The sequence below is a fragment of the Mesorhizobium sp. CCNWLY176 genome (assembly GCF_037153935.1).
Classification (GTDB): domain Bacteria; phylum Pseudomonadota; class Alphaproteobacteria; order Rhizobiales; family Rhizobiaceae; genus Mesorhizobium_M; species Mesorhizobium_M zhangyense.
Genome location: NZ_JBBBDZ010000015.1, coordinates 99,768 through 115,772 on the forward strand (window position 1 = coordinate 99,768; position 16,005 = coordinate 115,772).

At 62.6% G+C, this 16,005-nt stretch carries 15 protein-coding genes; 11 read left to right on the top strand and 4 right to left on the bottom strand.

What is annotated here, in order from left to right; all coding sequences use genetic code 11:
- Window positions 1-211: 211 nt before the first annotated feature.
- Entirely contained in the window at window positions 212-676 is a 465-nt protein-coding gene (locus tag WBQ96_RS22220; protein ID WP_165114515.1) for a MerR family transcriptional regulator, read from the bottom strand.
- A 406-nt stretch (window positions 677-1,082) separates the two neighbouring features.
- On the opposite strand from WBQ96_RS22220, the gene WBQ96_RS22225 reads away from it, so the two are divergent.
- The 10 genes from WBQ96_RS22225 (at window position 1,083) to WBQ96_RS22270 (ending at window position 11,564) form a co-directional block, all read left to right on the top strand.
- Window positions 1,083-4,919 carry a peptidoglycan-binding protein gene (locus WBQ96_RS22225; protein ID WP_336554292.1) on the top strand — a complete coding sequence of 1,279 codons (3,837 nt, stop codon included), beginning with the start codon at window positions 1,083-1,085 and terminating at the stop codon, window positions 4,917-4,919.
- Window positions 4,919-5,506: a histidine phosphatase family protein gene (locus WBQ96_RS22230; RefSeq protein ID WP_336554290.1), complete on the top strand. Its 588-nt coding sequence runs from the start codon at window positions 4,919-4,921 to the stop codon at window positions 5,504-5,506. Before WBQ96_RS22225 ends, WBQ96_RS22230 begins: the two co-directional genes overlap by 1 nt.
- Before the next feature lie 28 nt (window positions 5,507-5,534).
- Window positions 5,535-5,750, top strand: a complete 216-nt coding sequence (locus WBQ96_RS22235; protein ID WP_336554289.1) for a DUF6434 domain-containing protein — start codon at window positions 5,535-5,537, stop codon at window positions 5,748-5,750.
- 114 nt (window positions 5,751-5,864) lie between these two features.
- Complete coding sequence (locus WBQ96_RS22240) at window positions 5,865-6,443, top strand: TetR/AcrR family transcriptional regulator (RefSeq protein WP_336554287.1); 579 nt, start codon at window positions 5,865-5,867, stop codon at window positions 6,441-6,443.
- A complete protein-coding gene (locus WBQ96_RS22245) occupies window positions 6,440-7,270 on the top strand; it encodes a DMT family transporter (RefSeq protein WP_336554285.1) in 831 nt (276 codons plus the stop codon). The genes WBQ96_RS22240 and WBQ96_RS22245 overlap by 4 nt, the downstream gene beginning before the upstream one ends.
- A 101-nt stretch (window positions 7,271-7,371) precedes the next feature.
- Window positions 7,372-8,175, top strand: a complete 804-nt coding sequence (locus WBQ96_RS22250; RefSeq protein WP_336554283.1) for an AraC family transcriptional regulator — start codon at window positions 7,372-7,374, stop codon at window positions 8,173-8,175.
- 72 nt (window positions 8,176-8,247) lie between these two features.
- Window positions 8,248-8,859: a LysE family translocator gene (locus WBQ96_RS22255; protein WP_336554280.1), complete on the top strand. Its 612-nt coding sequence runs from the start codon at window positions 8,248-8,250 to the stop codon at window positions 8,857-8,859.
- 148 nt (window positions 8,860-9,007) lie between these two features.
- On the top strand, window positions 9,008-9,307 hold the full coding sequence (locus WBQ96_RS22260; RefSeq protein ID WP_336554279.1) for a hypothetical protein: 300 nt from the start codon (window positions 9,008-9,010) through the stop codon (window positions 9,305-9,307).
- 536 nt (window positions 9,308-9,843) lie between these two features.
- On the top strand, window positions 9,844-10,773 hold the full coding sequence (locus tag WBQ96_RS22265) for a sulfite exporter TauE/SafE family protein (RefSeq protein WP_336554278.1): 930 nt from the start codon (window positions 9,844-9,846) through the stop codon (window positions 10,771-10,773).
- The gene (locus tag WBQ96_RS22270) at window positions 10,770-11,564 is read left to right on the top strand and encodes a TIGR02186 family protein (RefSeq protein WP_336554276.1); all 795 of its coding nucleotides are present in this window, start codon (window positions 10,770-10,772) and stop codon (window positions 11,562-11,564) included. The genes WBQ96_RS22265 and WBQ96_RS22270 overlap by 4 nt, the downstream gene beginning before the upstream one ends.
- A gap of 238 nt (window positions 11,565-11,802) precedes the next feature.
- Here the strand turns inward: WBQ96_RS22270 and pdeM are convergent, their stop codons facing one another.
- The 3 genes from pdeM to WBQ96_RS22285 form a co-directional block, all read right to left on the bottom strand.
- On the bottom strand, window positions 11,803-12,516 hold the full coding sequence (gene pdeM, locus WBQ96_RS22275) for a ligase-associated DNA damage response endonuclease PdeM (RefSeq protein WP_442920880.1): 714 nt from the start codon (window positions 12,514-12,516) through the stop codon (window positions 11,803-11,805).
- On the bottom strand, window positions 12,513-15,032 hold the full coding sequence (locus WBQ96_RS22280; RefSeq protein ID WP_336554274.1) for a ligase-associated DNA damage response DEXH box helicase: 2,520 nt from the start codon (window positions 15,030-15,032) through the stop codon (window positions 12,513-12,515). Before WBQ96_RS22280 ends, pdeM begins: the two co-directional genes overlap by 4 nt.
- 80 nt (window positions 15,033-15,112) lie before the next feature.
- Window positions 15,113-15,460 (bottom strand): GFA family protein, encoded by a 348-nt coding sequence (locus WBQ96_RS22285; protein ID WP_336554273.1) that lies wholly within the window; start codon window positions 15,458-15,460, stop codon window positions 15,113-15,115.
- Window positions 15,461-15,575: 115 nt separating this feature from the next.
- On the opposite strand from WBQ96_RS22285, the gene WBQ96_RS22290 reads away from it, so the two are divergent.
- Complete coding sequence (locus WBQ96_RS22290) at window positions 15,576-15,812, top strand: hypothetical protein (RefSeq protein ID WP_336554271.1); 237 nt, start codon at window positions 15,576-15,578, stop codon at window positions 15,810-15,812.
- Window positions 15,813-16,005 lie beyond the last annotated feature (193 nt).

Below are 16,005 nucleotides of genomic sequence, written 5' to 3' on the forward strand. Positions count from 1 at the left end.
AGATCGCCATAGCAATAATTGACGTTTGCGTAAACGTCAATTTTTTCATGGTTGTGAATTTTCTGAAGGAGGACGACGGCAAGAGACCGCAAAGCTAGCCGCAAGTCCACGTCGGCAATATGAAAAAAGCCACACAATGTCGTCGGACATTGTGTGGCTTTATTTTTCGAAATGCCCGAGACCGAAGCGGCCTTTGGGCATCAGCACCGGGTCAGCCGTTGGCTGCAACCGGCAGCGGACGGTCGGCAAGCATGCCGCGCACCGCCGACATGGCGTTGCTGAGTTCGCCGATCGCGTCCTCGATCGCCTCGCGCTGCTTGTGCAGGCGCGAAAGCTGCTTTTCAGACTTGTCGAGAGCGAGCTTGAGCTGCTTGGCGTTGGTGCCCTTGGGATCGTAGAGATCCATCATCTGCTTGACGTCGCGCAGCGAGAAGCCAACCTTCCTGCCGAGCAGGATCAGCTTCAGCCTTGCCTCTTCACGATGGGTGTAAAGACGCGTGCTGCCTTCCCGCTTCGGATTCAGCAGGCCCTTGTCTTCATAGAAACGAAGCGTGCGCAGGGTCACGCCGTATTTCTTGGCTATTTCGCCGATGCGGGAAAGATCGTTCTCCGCCGCATCGGTAACAGTTTCGGTCATGGCCGCAGTGTTGCCGGCCTGCATAAGCTTCATCGTCATGTTCTTTTGCTTCCCCGTTGGCCACCGCGGTTTGACCGGCGGGGCCTGAACGAAAGCAATCGGGGCTGTGCTTCCGTTCGTGGTTTCAACGAATACTGCGCAAGGGTGCTCAAGCACCGCTTACGTTTACGTAAATGCTATACTCAGAGTGCCGTTACGTTGCAAGCGCCAACTGAATGAAACTGTTTTGCGACTTTTCGTTGCATTCTTTGCCGCGCGGTAAGGTTGGTTAACAACTTGTTTACCACGTTGGGGGAAATGTGCGCATGTCGGTCCGCCGTGGATGATCATTATTCCGATTTGTTCACGTTTGAGAGGACGCGCCCCGCGGATGCGGGCGCATCCGCGCCGATGGGGAAGTTGAAGAACCTGGCCGAAAGCCAGCAAGGGGCGAATGGGCGTTTTGATGAACAGCAAGCGGTCCTATCTCGACACACTCAATACCGGCAGGCTGCGCAAGCCTCACACCACGCTTGAGGAGCTGAACCGCTCGCTTGAGAATCTCGAGCAGCGCCTCAGCCGGCCGCAGGATGCCGGACCCGACTTCTCACGCGAGCGCGACGACATGCGCCGCCAGCAGCGCTTCGCCGACCTGCCCTACGGCCAGAACCGCGTGGAAGACAACCGTTATGCCGCCCCGCAGCCGGCACCGCGCGCGTCCGCCTACGACCAGCCCTACCAGACGATCGCCCGCGACCTCGACCGCGTGCGCGCGCAGGAAGACGGCGTCGCAGCCTTCGGCAAGATCGCAGCGGAACTGCAGGCGCTGCGCGAGGACCTGCGCCAGCAGGTGACGTCCGGTATGCGCCGCGAATTCGAGGCGGTGCGCGAGGACATCCGGCGCGCCTATGCTTCGGGTGCGGCCAAGGGCGGGGGCGACGAACTCGGCGTCGAATTCGAGCGCCTGTCGAGCGCCATCCACTCGCTTTCCGAACGCAGCGACGACAAGAGCATCAACATGCTCCGGCTGGAACTGGAGCAGGTCAAAGGCTCGCTCGACCTGCTGGCGCGCGAAGAAACGGTGCGCTCGGTCGATCGCCGCTGGGACGATTTCAACAAGCGCTGGACGGATTTCGAGGATCGCATATCGACCGGATCGCACGACCCGGCGATTTCCGCACTGACCTCGCGGCTCGAGCAGATCAACGACGCCGTCAACAACCTGCCCGAATCTCTGTCGCTGCGCTCGCTGGAGGAAAAGGTGCGCACGCTGGCCGGCGCGGTCGACCATTTCGCCCGCCAGCAGGAAAATACCGACGCCAACACATTCGGCCAGATCGAGGTGCGGCTGGACGAGATCTCGCGCGCCATCGTCGCCTCCACTGCCGCAGCCACGCTGCCCAATTTCGACCCGGCACCCTTCGAACGCATCGAAGCGCGGATTTCAGCACTGGCCCGCCAGATCGAGGAAGTCGCCGGCGACCAGCCGACCGGCAATGAGGTCATGGAGCGCCTCGGCCTGCTTTCCAGCCGTGTCGACCAGATCACGCAGCAGATCCACCTGCCGGAAGCCGCGGTCGAGCGTCTCGGCAAGCAGATCGCCATCATCGCCGACAAGATCGACCGCGCACCGGCTGCACCGGATGCGGACTATATTTTCCAGGGCATCGAGCAGCGCTTCTATCACCTGTCCGATATGATCGAACGCCGCCAGGGCGACGCTGCCGAACAGAGCAACACGCTGTTCCGCGATCTCGAGCGCCGGCTCGATGAAGTCGCCGACCGCCTCGACCAGCGCGCGCATGCGCCGGCGCTGGACAATAGCGGCATCATGGACGCCATCGACGCGCGCTTCGCCACGCTTGCCGAACGTCTTGAAGCCCGCCAGCCCGAACCGGCCGACAACGCCGCCATCCGCAAGCTCGAAGCACGGCTCGAAAGCATTTCAAGCCGACTCGATTCGTCTGCCAGCCAGTTCGCCAATATCGATCCGGACCTGATCCGCAATCTCGAAGCGCAGGTTTCCGGCCTGTCGCAGCACCTCGCCCGCCCGTCGAGCCCGCTGCCGGAATTCGAGGATATCGGCCCGCGCCTCAACGACATCGAAAAGTCGATCGCCGGCAGCCATGACAGCATCCTCGAGGCCGCGCGGCAGGCCGCCGAAAGCGCTGTACGCTCGCTGTCGGGTTCGCAGACGCATACAGTGGCGGTCACCGGCCTCGCCGACGACCTGAAGGCGCTGGAAGCGCTGACGCGCCGCTCCGACGAGCGCAACACCAAGACCTTCGAGGCAATCCACGACACGCTGCTCAAGATCGTCGACCGGCTTGGCTCGCTGGAACAGGACGAGCGCCCGGCCAGCAAGGTCGAGCCCGAGCCCCTGAACACGCTGCGCAAGATGACGCTGCAGGACACGCCGTCGCTCGATTTCGACGACGGCTTGCCGCTGGTCGAGGGCGAAGATCGCCCCTCGCCTTCACGCGTCGCCAGCTCGCTCACGCCGGCTCAGGCAGCTGCTGCGGCAGCAAGTGCTGCGCTGGATTCGGACACGATCGCCGACGACGAGCCGGAGGCCGGTTCGCGCTCGATGTTCGGCGGGCTTGGCCGCGTCTTCAAGGGCCGCAAGGGGCAGGCGGCGAAAGCCGCGATCCCGGAGCCAGTGGACGCCGTCGCCAAGGACGAAGCACCGAGCCTCGACCTGGACGAGCCGCTCGATCCCAAATTCGCCAATCGGCCGCTCGAACCCGGTTCCGGCGCGCCCGACCTCAACGCCATCATGCGCCGTGTTCGCGACGAGCGCGGCCAGCCGGCAAAGCCTGTCGAAACCGAAGCCGCCAAGGCCGACTTCATCGCCGCCGCGCGCCGCGCCGCCCAGGCAGCGGCTGCGGAAGCCGAAGCGCTGAAGCGCGATTCCAGCCTCAAGGGCCCGGTAAAGGCGCTGCGCATCGGCGATCTCCTGAAGGCACGCCGCAAACCGATCCTGATGGCCGCCGCCGCGATCATGATGGCACTGGCCGGCCTGCAGCTCGGCAAGGCCTTCATGGCCGGCGATGCGGAAGTGGCCGAAGTTGTCACGCCGGCAATCGAGCAGCCAGCGGAACAACCCGCTCAGACGGCCATGGCCGAAGTACCGCAGGCGCCCGCCCCCGTCCAGATGGACAGCCTTGCCGACGCCCGCAGCGAAGCCCCGGTCGCACGCACCGTCGACCTGCCGCAGGACAGCCTCGCCGCCGATCCTGAAACAACGCCGGAAGAGGCGACCGCTGCCGTCACCGAGCCTCCCCCGGCACCCGAAACGACGGCATCGACGTCTCCGATCGAGCAGTCGGTCGATAATCCGGCGGCAGTCATAAACACCCCTGTCGAGCCCATGTTTGCCAACCCGGTAATGGCTTCCGCCAGCCCGGCAGCAACGCCTGCGGCTATCGAACAATCTACCACCGCTGCCGTCAGTGTGCCGACGGAAGCCGGCCCGGTGGCGCTGCGCGAGGCAGCCGGTTCCGGCGATGCCAAGGCGCTGTTCGAAGTCGGCTCGCGCTATGCGGACGGCCGCGGCGTCAAGGCTGACATGAAGACTGCCGCCAAATGGTACGAGCAATCGGCCGAGGCAGGATTTGCACCGGCGCAATACCGCATCGGCAATTTCTACGAAAAGGGCCTCGGCGTCGAACGCGACGTGAACAAGGCCAAGACCTGGTATCAGCTGGCCGCCAGCCAGGGCAATGCCAGCGCCATGCACAATCTGGCCGTTCTGTTCGCCATGGGCGCCGACGGCACCGCCGACAATGAATCGGCTGCGCGCTGGTTCATCCAGGCCGCCGAACTCGGCGTCAAGGACAGCCAGTTCAACCTCGGCATCCTCGCTGCCAAGGGCGTCGGCATGCCGCAGAACCTCGAAGAGTCCTACAAATGGTTCGCCCTCGTCGCCAAGACCGGCGACAAGGACGCCACCGCCAAGCGCGACGAGATCGGTCACGCACTGCGTCCCGAACAGCTCGAACGCGCCCGCGCCGCAACCGAACTGTGGAAGGCAAAGCCGCTCGACACGGCATCGAACTCGGTCGACATCCCCGAAGCCTGGCAGGAAAGCCAGGGCACGACCGCCAGCGTCGACATGAAAAAGGCCGTCCGCAACATCCAGGCCATCCTCAACAAGAACGGCTACGACGCCGGCGGCGCCGACGGCGTGATGGGCCTGAAGACCAAGAACGCCATCGCCGCCTTCCAGAAGGCCAACGGCATGGATGCAAACGGCGAGATCGACGAAAAGGTCGTGCGGGCACTGCTGGCGCTCAACAAATAATGGCAGTCGCCTACTTCGTCACGCACCCCGAGGTCGTCATCGATCCCGAGGTGCCCGTGCCGCAGTGGGGCTTGTCCAGCCGGGGTCACGAACGCCTCCAGGCCTTTTGCGCGCGCCCATTCCTGAATTCGGTGACCGACGTCTTCGTCAGCGACGAGCGCAAGGCGCTGGACTGTGCGGAGACGCTCAAATCTCTGCGCAACCTCGAATTCCGCATAAACCCTCGCCTCGGCGAAAACGACCGCACGTCCACCGGCTATGTAGCGCCGCCGCGTTTTTGGGAGATCGTCGCGGAATTCTTCGCGCATCCCGATGCAAGCGTGCTGGGTTGGGAAACCGCAGCCGACGCACAGCGCCGCGTCAAAGCGGCAGTGACCGAATGCATCCGCGATAGAGAGGGCAAGGGAGATGTGGTCATATTCTCTCACGGTGGGGTCGGAACGCTGTTGCTGTGCGATCTCTTAGGCGAGCCGATTTCGCAAAATAGAGGCCAGCCGATCAGCGGAGGCGGCTGCTATTTTGCCTTTGATGCCGATACGCTATCCGTCATTCATGCCTGGCAGGATATCGTTCCGGACCGATCCTGAAATTTGCTCTGAACAGCGTGGGGTTTCGATGGTCAAGTTCGACTGGCACAGCAACCCGATCACCCGCGATACGCCCGTGACGGCAAGCTACAAGAGCACACAGAATGTCCGACGGTTCATGACCGCGCAATGCGGCAAGGACTTCAAGTTCGACGTTAGCTTCATGCAGTGGATCAGGGACGGGACCGGCAAAACCATGGGCGATGTCGCGGACGAATGGATACGGCGCAAGGCCGGCAAATAGCTTTTCAAGGCACGATTTGCCGTTCGTCCCCCCCCTTGTGCGACGTTCCACGTTGACGAAAGCTTCGCCAAGGCATAATGAGACAGACCTGTCTCACCCTATCGGATCTGTCTCATGTCCTCGACCTACGGCAATAGCGAAAAGCGCCAGCATATCGTCGAAACGGCTTATGCGCTGTTCAAGCGCGAAGGCTTTCACGCCACCGGGATAGACCGGATCATCGCCGAGGCGGGCGTGGCGAAAATGACGATGTACCGCCATTTTCCAAGCAAGGACGGCCTTACTGTCGAGGTGCTCGCCTGGCGGGCACGGCGCTTCGACGATCAGCTCGATCGGCTCGCCGAGCTTGACGCCACGCCTGAACAGAAGATCATGACAGTCTTCGACTGGTACGGGTACTGGTTCCAAAGCCCGGATTTCCATGGCTGCCTGTTCGCGCATGCGCTCGCGGAATTTGGCGATCCCGCCCATCCGGTTTTCAAGGCCGTGGCCGACCAGAAGAACGGCCTGAAAACGCGCATGCGCCGGATTCTGGAAGAGGCTTTGCCTGAAGATCAGGCAGAGAGCAGTGCATCGGCGCTTTTGATGCTGCTCGAGGGCGCGACCCTTCTGGGTCAAATGGGTCAAGCAGAGACCGCCATCCGGGATGCGAGAAACGCCGCTCTCGGCCTTCTTGCCAAGCTGCCACAATGAGCACAGCAGTCGTCGGTCTGGCGCTCTTTGCCGCGATCCTGCACGCAACATGGAACGCCTTTCTGCGGACGGGTGCCGACAGGCTCTGGACCGTCACGGTCATGAGCCTTGCCGGCACGATCGTCGCGCTTCCATTCGTCTTCATCTATCCCCTGCCAGCAAGTTCGGCCTGGCTTTATATTGCTCTGTCGGCGTGTCTTCAGGTCGGCTACAGCATCTTTCTGGTTGCCGCTTACAGAAATGGCGAACTGGGACAGGTCTATCCCATCGTTCGCGGCACCGTGCCGCTGCTGGTGACTGTCGGTGGATTCCTGCTCGCCGGCGATCGCCTCGACACCTACCAGACGGCCGGCGTCGTCCTCGTGGCAGCCGGCATCATGAGCCTTTCATTGGGGAAAGGCAGGGCGGCAACCTCGTCGATCCTCTTTGCCCTGGCAACGGGCGCGATCATCGCGGCTTACGCGACGGTCGATGCAATCGGCGTGCGGCAATCAGGCCATACCGGCGCTTACACTGCATGGGTGGTGGTTATCTATGGCGCGCTGCTGCCGATGATTTTCGTTCTGGTGCGCGGCAAGCTCGTTATCGACATACGTTCGCCCGAAACCTTGAAAGCGCTCGGCGGCGGCCTGGTTGCGCTCATAGCCTATGGCGTCGTCATAGCGGCATTCGCCCTTGGACCAGCCGGCCCCATTACCGCCTTGCGGGAAACCAGCGTCGTGTTCGCGACCCTGATCGGGTGGCTTTTTCTCGGCGAGACATTGACGCCCCGTCGCGTCCTCGCTTGCACCGTGGTGGTGCTGGGAGCCATCTGCCTCGGTTTTTGATTACGGCGCCGGAGACCCGGACATTTGCGACGAACCCGGTCGCAAAGGTCCGCCTTTGCTTGCTATAGTCCAAGCGGCAAACATCGAAGGCGCGAAAAAGAATGCCAGCCGCCCAATTCAGGATGCTCCGTTGCAGAACCGCCGGCGTGGAAGCGGTTGAGGCCGCTACACGCCACGCCTTTACGCGACACTGGCATGAGCAATATGGCGTCGGCGTCATCCATCAGGGCGCGCAGAAGTCGCTGAGCGGGCGTGGCATGGTGGAGTCCGGGCGCGGCGACACCATCACCGTCAACCCCGGCGAGGTCCATGACGGCATGCCGCTCAGTGATGCCGGGCGGTCGTGGCGGATGCTCTATTTCGATCCGGCGGTCATCCAGAACGCATTCTGCGACATGAGTGAAGGCGCGTCGAAAGACTGCGAATTCGTATGGCCGACGAAGACCGACGCCGAAGTAGCCAGCCTGTTCAACCGCCTCTACACCGCAATCACCGAGGACGCCCCCGACCTGCTGCGCGAGGAACTGCTGCTGCGCCTGCTGGCCGGCGTGCTGCGCGAGAGGGACGAGCCGGCAACCCTGCACGCCGCGCCCATGGCAATCATGCGCGCAAGGCAGTTGATCGACGACGAGCCTGTCGCGGCAGTCACGCTTGCCGACCTTGCGCGCACCAGCGGCATGAGCCGGTTCCAGTTGCTGCGCGGCTTTGCCCGCGCGACCGGCTTCACGCCGCACGCCTATCTCATGCAGCGGCGAACCGACCTCGCCCGCCGGCTGATCGCGCAAGGGACGCCACTGGCCGAGGCCGCAGCCGGCAGCGGCTTTGCCGACCAGAGCCACATGACGCGAACTTTCACGCGCAAATACGGTATATCGCCCGGAGCCTACGCAGCCGCTGTCGCCTGACCCGCCTGCAATTTCGTTCAAGACGACAGGCCCCGACCCGGCTCAAATCGGTTTTCTCACTGGAGAACCGACATGAGCATCGAATTCCTGATCACGTCCTTCATCATCGTGGTGTCGCCCGGCACCGGCGTCGTCTACACGCTGGCGACCGGCCTTTCGCAGGGAGCGCGCGCCAGTGTCGCCGCCGCCTTCGGCTGCACCGTCGGCATCGTCCCGCATATGGCGGCCGCAATCATGGGGCTGGCGGCGATCCTGCACACCAGCGCGCTTGCCTTCCACATCTTCAAATATCCCGGCGTCGCCTATCTGCTCTACATGGCCTGGAACGCGCTGCGCGAGAACGGCTCGCTGAAGGTCGACGAGGAGATCACGGAACGCTCGGCTGCCCGGGTCGCCCTCACCGGCGTCCTCGTCAACATCCTCAATCCAAAGCTGTCGATCTTCTTCCTCGCCTTCCTGCCGCAATTCGTCAGCACCGGCGAGACGCATCCGCTGTCGCGCATGCTGCTTTTGAGCGCCGTGTTCATGGCGATGACCTTCGTCGTCTTCATCGGCTACGGGCTGTTTGCGGCATCCGTGCGCGACAAGGTCATCTCGCGCCCGCGCGTGCTGACCTGGATGCGCCGTACATTCGCCGGCGCCTTCGTGCTGCTCGGTGTGAGGCTGGCGCTGGCCGATCGGTGAGGGGCGATGGACTGTCAAGGCTCAAATGAAAGATGTCGATCCTTCAGGACACCGCTGCTATGGCAGATAGTTGGCCGACCGGAGGGGTGTACAGCGGGCCAGCACGAAACAAGCTTCGAGGGCTGCAATGAAGCCAGGAAGACACGAAATGAAAGCCGCAAAGGAGAGACTTATGGGTGAAGGGACAAAAGCCAAATCCCCTGTCAACTTTGAATTTGTCGAGGGACATGGAATCCACCCCTTTTACCTCGACATGGCGCTCGATCAATTGGTTGAAGCCGCGATAGGATGGAAAGTGGCGCTTAGCGAGCGCGATGCCTCACTGGACACACTTGAAATTCGATTTGAAATCGACGGGAAATATATAGATGTCGGCGTGATAAACACGCTCTTTTCCGTGCCAGGCTCGAAAAAGCCATTTCAAGGTATATCACATTTCAACTTATGACGCTTTTCTGCAAGACGGGAGGAAAATTTCAAATTTGCCGGAAGGTATTATCTCAACTATACTTAAAACAACCGATGAGTTTCCTGAAAATGATAATTCAGAAGAAGAATCTTACACAGAAGTAAGAATGTACAGGAGTCGAAACAAGGAGGTATCTGTCCTTTTCAATGAAGGAATGAAGCCCCTTGTGTCTGTCTCCAGAGTGCCCATCCTTGGGTAGTCCGACTGCTTGAGACTGACTGCCTCGAACTCCCGTGGGCATCGTGTGATGACCTGCGTTGGACCGCCGTCGAGGCGACTGACCGGTCCCGTTACTATCGCCAAGGCAGTATCAACGCGATGCGATCACCGGCAGACACACAAACGTATTTTCAAATACGACCGCTAATGGCGGTCGCCGTTAACCCGCTGACATGCTTTTTGTTTTAGACTGCCCCTGATGTTTGACTTCGCCGCAATGTCGGCGCAAGAGCAATGTAACGACCGAGGGCAAGGGACAGTCTTGGCCGGCAGGCACATAGCGTAGAGTTTGACGGGTGGGCATCTATCTCCCGATCGCAGAATTATCGGCCAACATCCTCGTGCTGCTCGCAATGGGCGCCGCGGTCGGGTTTCTGTCGGGCATGTTCGGCGTCGGCGGCGGCTTCCTCATCACGCCGCTCTTGATCTTCTACAACATCCCCCCGGCCATTGCGGTTGCCACCGGCGCGAACCAGGTCATTGCCTCGTCATTCTCCGGCGCGCTTGCCCATTTCAAGCGCGGCACGCTCGATTTTAAGCTCGGAACGATGCTTCTTCTGGGCGGCATCGTCGGCTCGACGCTCGGCATCTATGTCTTTGCGCTGCTGCGCGCCATCGGCCAGCTCGACCTGTTCATTTCGCTGCTCTACGTCATCCTGCTCGGCACCGTCGGTGCGCTGATGATGGTGGAAAGCGTCAACGCCATCCGCAAGACCAAGGATGGCGCAGCACCGGCGCTTAAGAAATCCGGCCAGCACAACTGGATTCACCGCCTGCCGCTGAAGATGCGGTTCCGCGCCTCGAAGCTGTTCGTCAGCGTCATTCCCGTGCTCGGGCTTGGCGCCGGCATTGGCTTCCTGTCATCGATCATGGGCGTCGGCGGCGGCTTCATCATGGTTCCGGCGCTGATCTATCTCTTGAAAGTGCCAACCAATGTCGTCATCGGCACCTCGCTGTTCCAGATCATCTTCGTCTCCGCCTATACGACCATCGTGCACTCCACCACCAACCAGACAGTCGATATCGTGCTGGCCTTCGTGCTGATGGTGGGCGGCGTCGCCGGCGCGCAATATGGCGCCAAGGCCGGGCAGAAGCTGCGCGGCGAACAGCTTCGCGCACTGCTTGCGCTGCTGGTGCTGGCGGTGGCGCTGCGCCTTGCCTTCGACCTGTTCGTGCGGCCGAACACGCTTTACTCCCTCACCGGCATCGACGGGGGCCACCTGTGAGGCTGGCGGCGATCTTTGCTGCCGCGCTCGTCGCGGCCTTGCCGGCATTCGGGGCAGCACTTGCGCAAGCTCAGCTACCCAATCCCGAAAACATCCAGATCGGCCTGTCGACCGACCGCGTCGCCATCACCGCCGACTTCAGCGGCGCGGACCTGACGATCTTCGGCGCGGTCGAGAACGCCGATCCGCTGATCAACCGGCAGGGCCGATACGACGTCATCGTCGTGCTGGAGGGACCGGCAAAGCCCGTCGTCGTGCGGCGCAAGGAACGCGTGCTTGGCATGTGGATCAACCTGGATTCGGAGACATTCGAAAACGTCCCCTCCTCCTACTCCGTCGCCACGACGCGGGCGTTCCGCGACATAGCCGAGCCGAAGAATTACAAGCAGCTCGCACTGGGTGCGGACAACCTTTATATCCAGCCGGCAGACACGACCGACGACCCGGTGACGATCGCCGAGTTCACGGCGGCGCTGCGCGAGCGCAAGAAAGCGACCGGCCTCTACAGCGAGCGCATCGGCGGCGTGCAGTTCCTGTCCGCCAACCTGTTCCGCGCTGCCCTTTCGCTTGCGCCCAACGTGCCCGTCGGCACGCACCGCGCGCGCGCCTTCCTGTTCCGCAACGGCGTCTTCGTCAAGGAGACCTCGGCCCAGCTCGCCATCTACAAATCCGGCTTCGAGCAGACCATCTACCGCTTCGCCAACAACCACGCCTTCTGGTTCGGCGTCTTCGCCGTCGGGCTGGCGATGCTGACCGGCTGGCTCGGGCGGATCATTTTCCGCCGGGATTGAGGTGGGGCTGATAGCGGGATAGGCTGCGTTCCTTCGCGCCCCCCTCTGGCCTGCCGGCCATCTCCCCCACAGGTGGGGAGATCAGCCTTCATGCCCGCTTTCGCCAATCTTCAGCGTTGCAGAATGGTCGGCCCGAGCGAAACTGCTGATCTCCCCACCTGTGGGGGAGATGGCCGGCAGGCCAGAGGGGGGCAACGTCGAGCGCAAACCTCTGCGGTCAGCAAAATTCCAACAACCCCTACCCCGGCCTTAACATCGACCCCGCAATCGGAAATATCCGGTGTGTCCCGAGCATATAGGCAATCAGGCTTTCCATGCGGAACAGGCCGGCATAGGCGCGGTCGAGCACGTTGAGCGATCCCGTATAGGCGCCAAACGCCGGCATGATGATGCGTGCGCCGTCGCTGGCGAAACAGCGCCGCCGCACCGAGCGGCCTCGCTGGACGATGCGCGCGCAGGGGTGCAGGTGGCCTGCGATCTCGCCGACGACCGGCGTGGCTGAAGGCTCATGCCGGAACATCAGGCCGCCAACGGCGATCTCCTGCACCGTCTCGCCGGGCAGGTCGGCGGGCGCCTGCGGGTCGTGGTTGCCGGCGACCCAGAACCAGTCGCGCCCGGCCATCATCGCTTCCAGCCGCTGGCGGAAGATATCCGGCAGGCGCGCGGCGCCCGCCCCGTCATGAAAACTGTCGCCAAGGCTGATGACGCGCCGCGGCGAATAATCCTCGATGACATGGGCAAGCCGCGCCAGGGTAGCCGCCGTATCGTAGGGCGGCAGCAGCGCGCCGCGCCGGACCGCGTAGGAAGACCCCTTCTCCAGATGCAGGTCGGAGACGACCAGCATCTCCATCTCCGGCATGAACAGCACGCCGCGCTGGTCGCAGATCACCCGCTCGCCGGCGATGGTGATCGCCTCGTTTTTCGGTGTCATCGCGCGCAGTGCAAGCGTCATTGCGGGCCCATTGCCTCTTCGATCAGGTCTGCCGCTTCCATCAGGAGCGTTTCGTTGGCGCCGCCATTCACAGGCTCCTTGCCGATTTCCAGCATCACCGGCACGGCCAGCGGCGAGATGTGGTCGAGGCTTTTATGCACGATTCGGCCGCGTATGCGCGAGAGCATCTCGGCCAGTCTCCTGACATCGAGCAGGCCAGAAGCGGCGTCGATGCGCGTTGCCTGCAGCAATATATGGTCCGGCTCGTGGCTGCGCAGCACGTCGTAGATCAGGTCGGCAGACACCGTCACCTGCCGCCCGCTTTTCTCCTGCCCGGGAAAGCGCTTTTCGATCAGCCCGGCAATCACCGCGCAATTGCGGAACATGCGCTTCAGCATCCAGCTGTCGTTCAGCCAGGCGTCGAGATCGTCGCCCAGCATGTCCTCGTCGAACAGTTCACCGAGCGACGGCTTTTTCATGCGGAACATGTGGCCCATATCGTCCAGCGCCCACACCGCCAGCGAATAATCCGTCGCAACGAAGCCAAGCGGCCGCGCGCCCATCCGCTCCAGCCGCCGCGTCAAAAGCATGCCGAGCGTCTGGTGGGCGAGCCGGCCCTCGAAGGGATAGGCGACCATGTAATGCCGGTTGCCGCGCGGAAATGTTTCGACCAGCATCTCGTCGCGGCGCGGCAGCACCGACTTTTCCTTTTGCAGCCGCAGCCAGTCGGCCACCTGCTCGGGCAGCCGCTTCCAGCGCTCCGGATCGGCCAGCATCGCCCGCACCTCACCCGCGAGATAGGTCGACAGCGGAAACTTGCCGCCGGCATAGGACGGCACGATGATGTTGGCGCCGCTGCCGTTGGAGACGAAACACTCGTTCTCGCGGATGCCCTCGAAGCGCAGAATCTTGCCGGCGAAGAGAAAATTATCGCCCGGCCGCAGCGTCTCGGCGAAATATTCCTCGACCTTGCCGAGCACCGGCCCGCCGCGACCGGCCACACCCCTGCCCTGGCGGGTGTAGCGCACATTCAGCTCCGGCATCTCGACGATGGTGCCGATGTTCAGCCGGTATTGCTGGGCAATCCGCGGATGGCTGACACGCCACGTGCCGTCCTTGGTCAGCTTTATGCGGGCGTAGCGCTCGTAGCTCTTCAGCGCATAGCCGCCGGTGGCGACGAAATCGATGACACGATCGAAAGTGTGACGGTCGAGGTTCACATAGGGTGCTGCGCTCCGCACCTCCTCAAACAGCACATCGGCATGAAAGGGTGCCGCACAGGCGCTGCCCAGCACATGCTGCGCCAGCACGTCGATCGCGCCTTCGATCAGCGGCGGCGTATCCTGCGCGCCGAGGTAATTCGCCTCGAGCGCTGCCCGGCATTCCAGCACCTCGAAGCGGTTGGCCGGGATCAGAATGGCCTGGCTCGGCTCGTCCATGCGGTGGTTGGAGCGACCGATGCGCTGCGCCAGCCGGCTCGCCCCCTTGGGCGCGCCGACATGCACGACCAGATCGACATCGCCCCAGTCGATGCCGAGATCGAGCGTCGATGTCGCCACGATGGCGCGCAGCGAATTCGTCTCCATTGCTTTTTCGACGCGGCGGCGCTGGCCGACATCGAGCGAGCCGTGATGCAGCGCGATCGGCAGATTGTCCTCATTGCCGCGCCACAGTTCCTGAAACAGGAATTCGGCCTGGCTGCGCGTGTTGACGAAAAGCAGCGTCGTCCGGTGCCGCCGGATCGCGTCGTAGATTTCCGGAATGGCATAGCGCGCCGAATGGCCGGACCACGGCACGCGCTCTTCCGATTCCAGGATCGAGATTTCCGGCTTGGCCCCGCCCGGCACGGTGATCAGATCGGCCATGTCGCCTTGCGGGTTCTGGCTCACCAGCCAGCGCCGCAATTCGTCAGGCTCCGACACCGTCGCCGAAAGGCCGATCGCCTGCACGCCGGGCACGATCGAGCGCAGCCGCGCTAGCCCGAGCGCCAGCAGATGCCCGCGCTTGGAGGTCACCAGCGAATGCAGCTCGTCCAGCACGACATAGCGCAGATCCTCGAAGAAGCGTTTTGCATCGGAAGCCGCGATCAGCAGCGCCAACTGCTCCGGCGTGGTCATCAGTATGTCGGGCGGCACCAGCTTCTGGCGCTGGCGCTTGTGCTGTGGCGTGTCGCCGGTGCGCGTTTCCATGGTGATCGGCAGGGCCATCTCGCCCACCGGCTTGCCCAGATTGCGCTCGATATCGACAGCCAGCGCCTTGAGTGGCGAGATATAAAGCGTGTGGATGCCGCGATGCGTCTGCCCCGGCTTGCGCTTCGGGCGCGTTGCCAATTCGGTCAGCGTCGGCATGAAGCCGGCCAGCGTCTTGCCCGCCCCCGTCGGCGCAATCAGCAGCACTGACTTTCCCGCCTGCGCCCGCGACAGCAACTCGATCTGATGCGCGCGGGGCGACCACCCCCGCCCGGCGAACCATTTGACGAACGGCTCGGGAAGGATGGCGGCGCTCTGGCCCTGTTCGGTGCGGCTCTGGTCGTTCACGCAAAAGACCTAGCGCGAAGGACGACCCGCGCCAAGCGGAATTTGGAACAAAAGGTGATCGTCTTCACGCCGGCCGGGTATTACTCGTCAAGGAATTTCCAGGTGTCGGCGCCATCGAGATGGCGCACTTTCGCGCGCGCCAGAATTTCGGGAGCCATGAGCCGGGCATTGACCCCCACCCGATCGTCCTTCGCCCAGTGCGTCACGCAACCGCACGATGCGCAACGGTGGAACTCGTTCTTTCTGTCATTGCACTTGTAGATATCGGTCGTGCCCGCCGGCGACACCCGGCGCACCTGATGCGCCTTGTAGTACGCCCACAATGCCCCGTAGCGCCGGCATATGGAACAGTTGCAGTCTGTCACTTCGACAGGGGCGGTCTCGACCTCAAGGCGAATGGCGCCGCAATGGCATGACGTTTCAACCAAGGCAGTTCTCCTTCGGCTAACATCAGGGTTGCAGGTTATGGGGCAAAAGGTGACCATTCTGTGGGGAGGCGGCCTTCGATCTCAGGGTAAACCTTGGCAGCTGGCGGTGCCAACCATGAAGTTCGTCATCCCGCAAGACGAGCGGAGAGAGAGCCATTGGTCCTGGCATGTCGAACACGGCTGGGGCCTGATGGCCGTTGGTTCTGCACCGCTGAAGCTCTTCTTCGTTCCGGCATGGATTCCCGACACTCTCCGCTCGTTCCTCGCTCACGAGGTCGAGAATGACGAATTGCATTTGGGCTTGCCACCAATCTCAGGCGTTGGCCGCTTGGTGCTGGTGGTTTGGCGTTGACGGGTTTGCGAAGGCAGCAAATAACAAGCTCGTCATCCTTGGGGCCGGAGCCGAACGAAGTGAGGTGGAGGAACCCGGGGATCCATGCCGGAACACCTATGACGGCTGCTGCGGTGCAGAACTACTGAAGCCCGCGGAAACTGTAGGAAAGAATTTCAACCGATTTCCACCCAACCCGTTGTTTTCTTTAGAA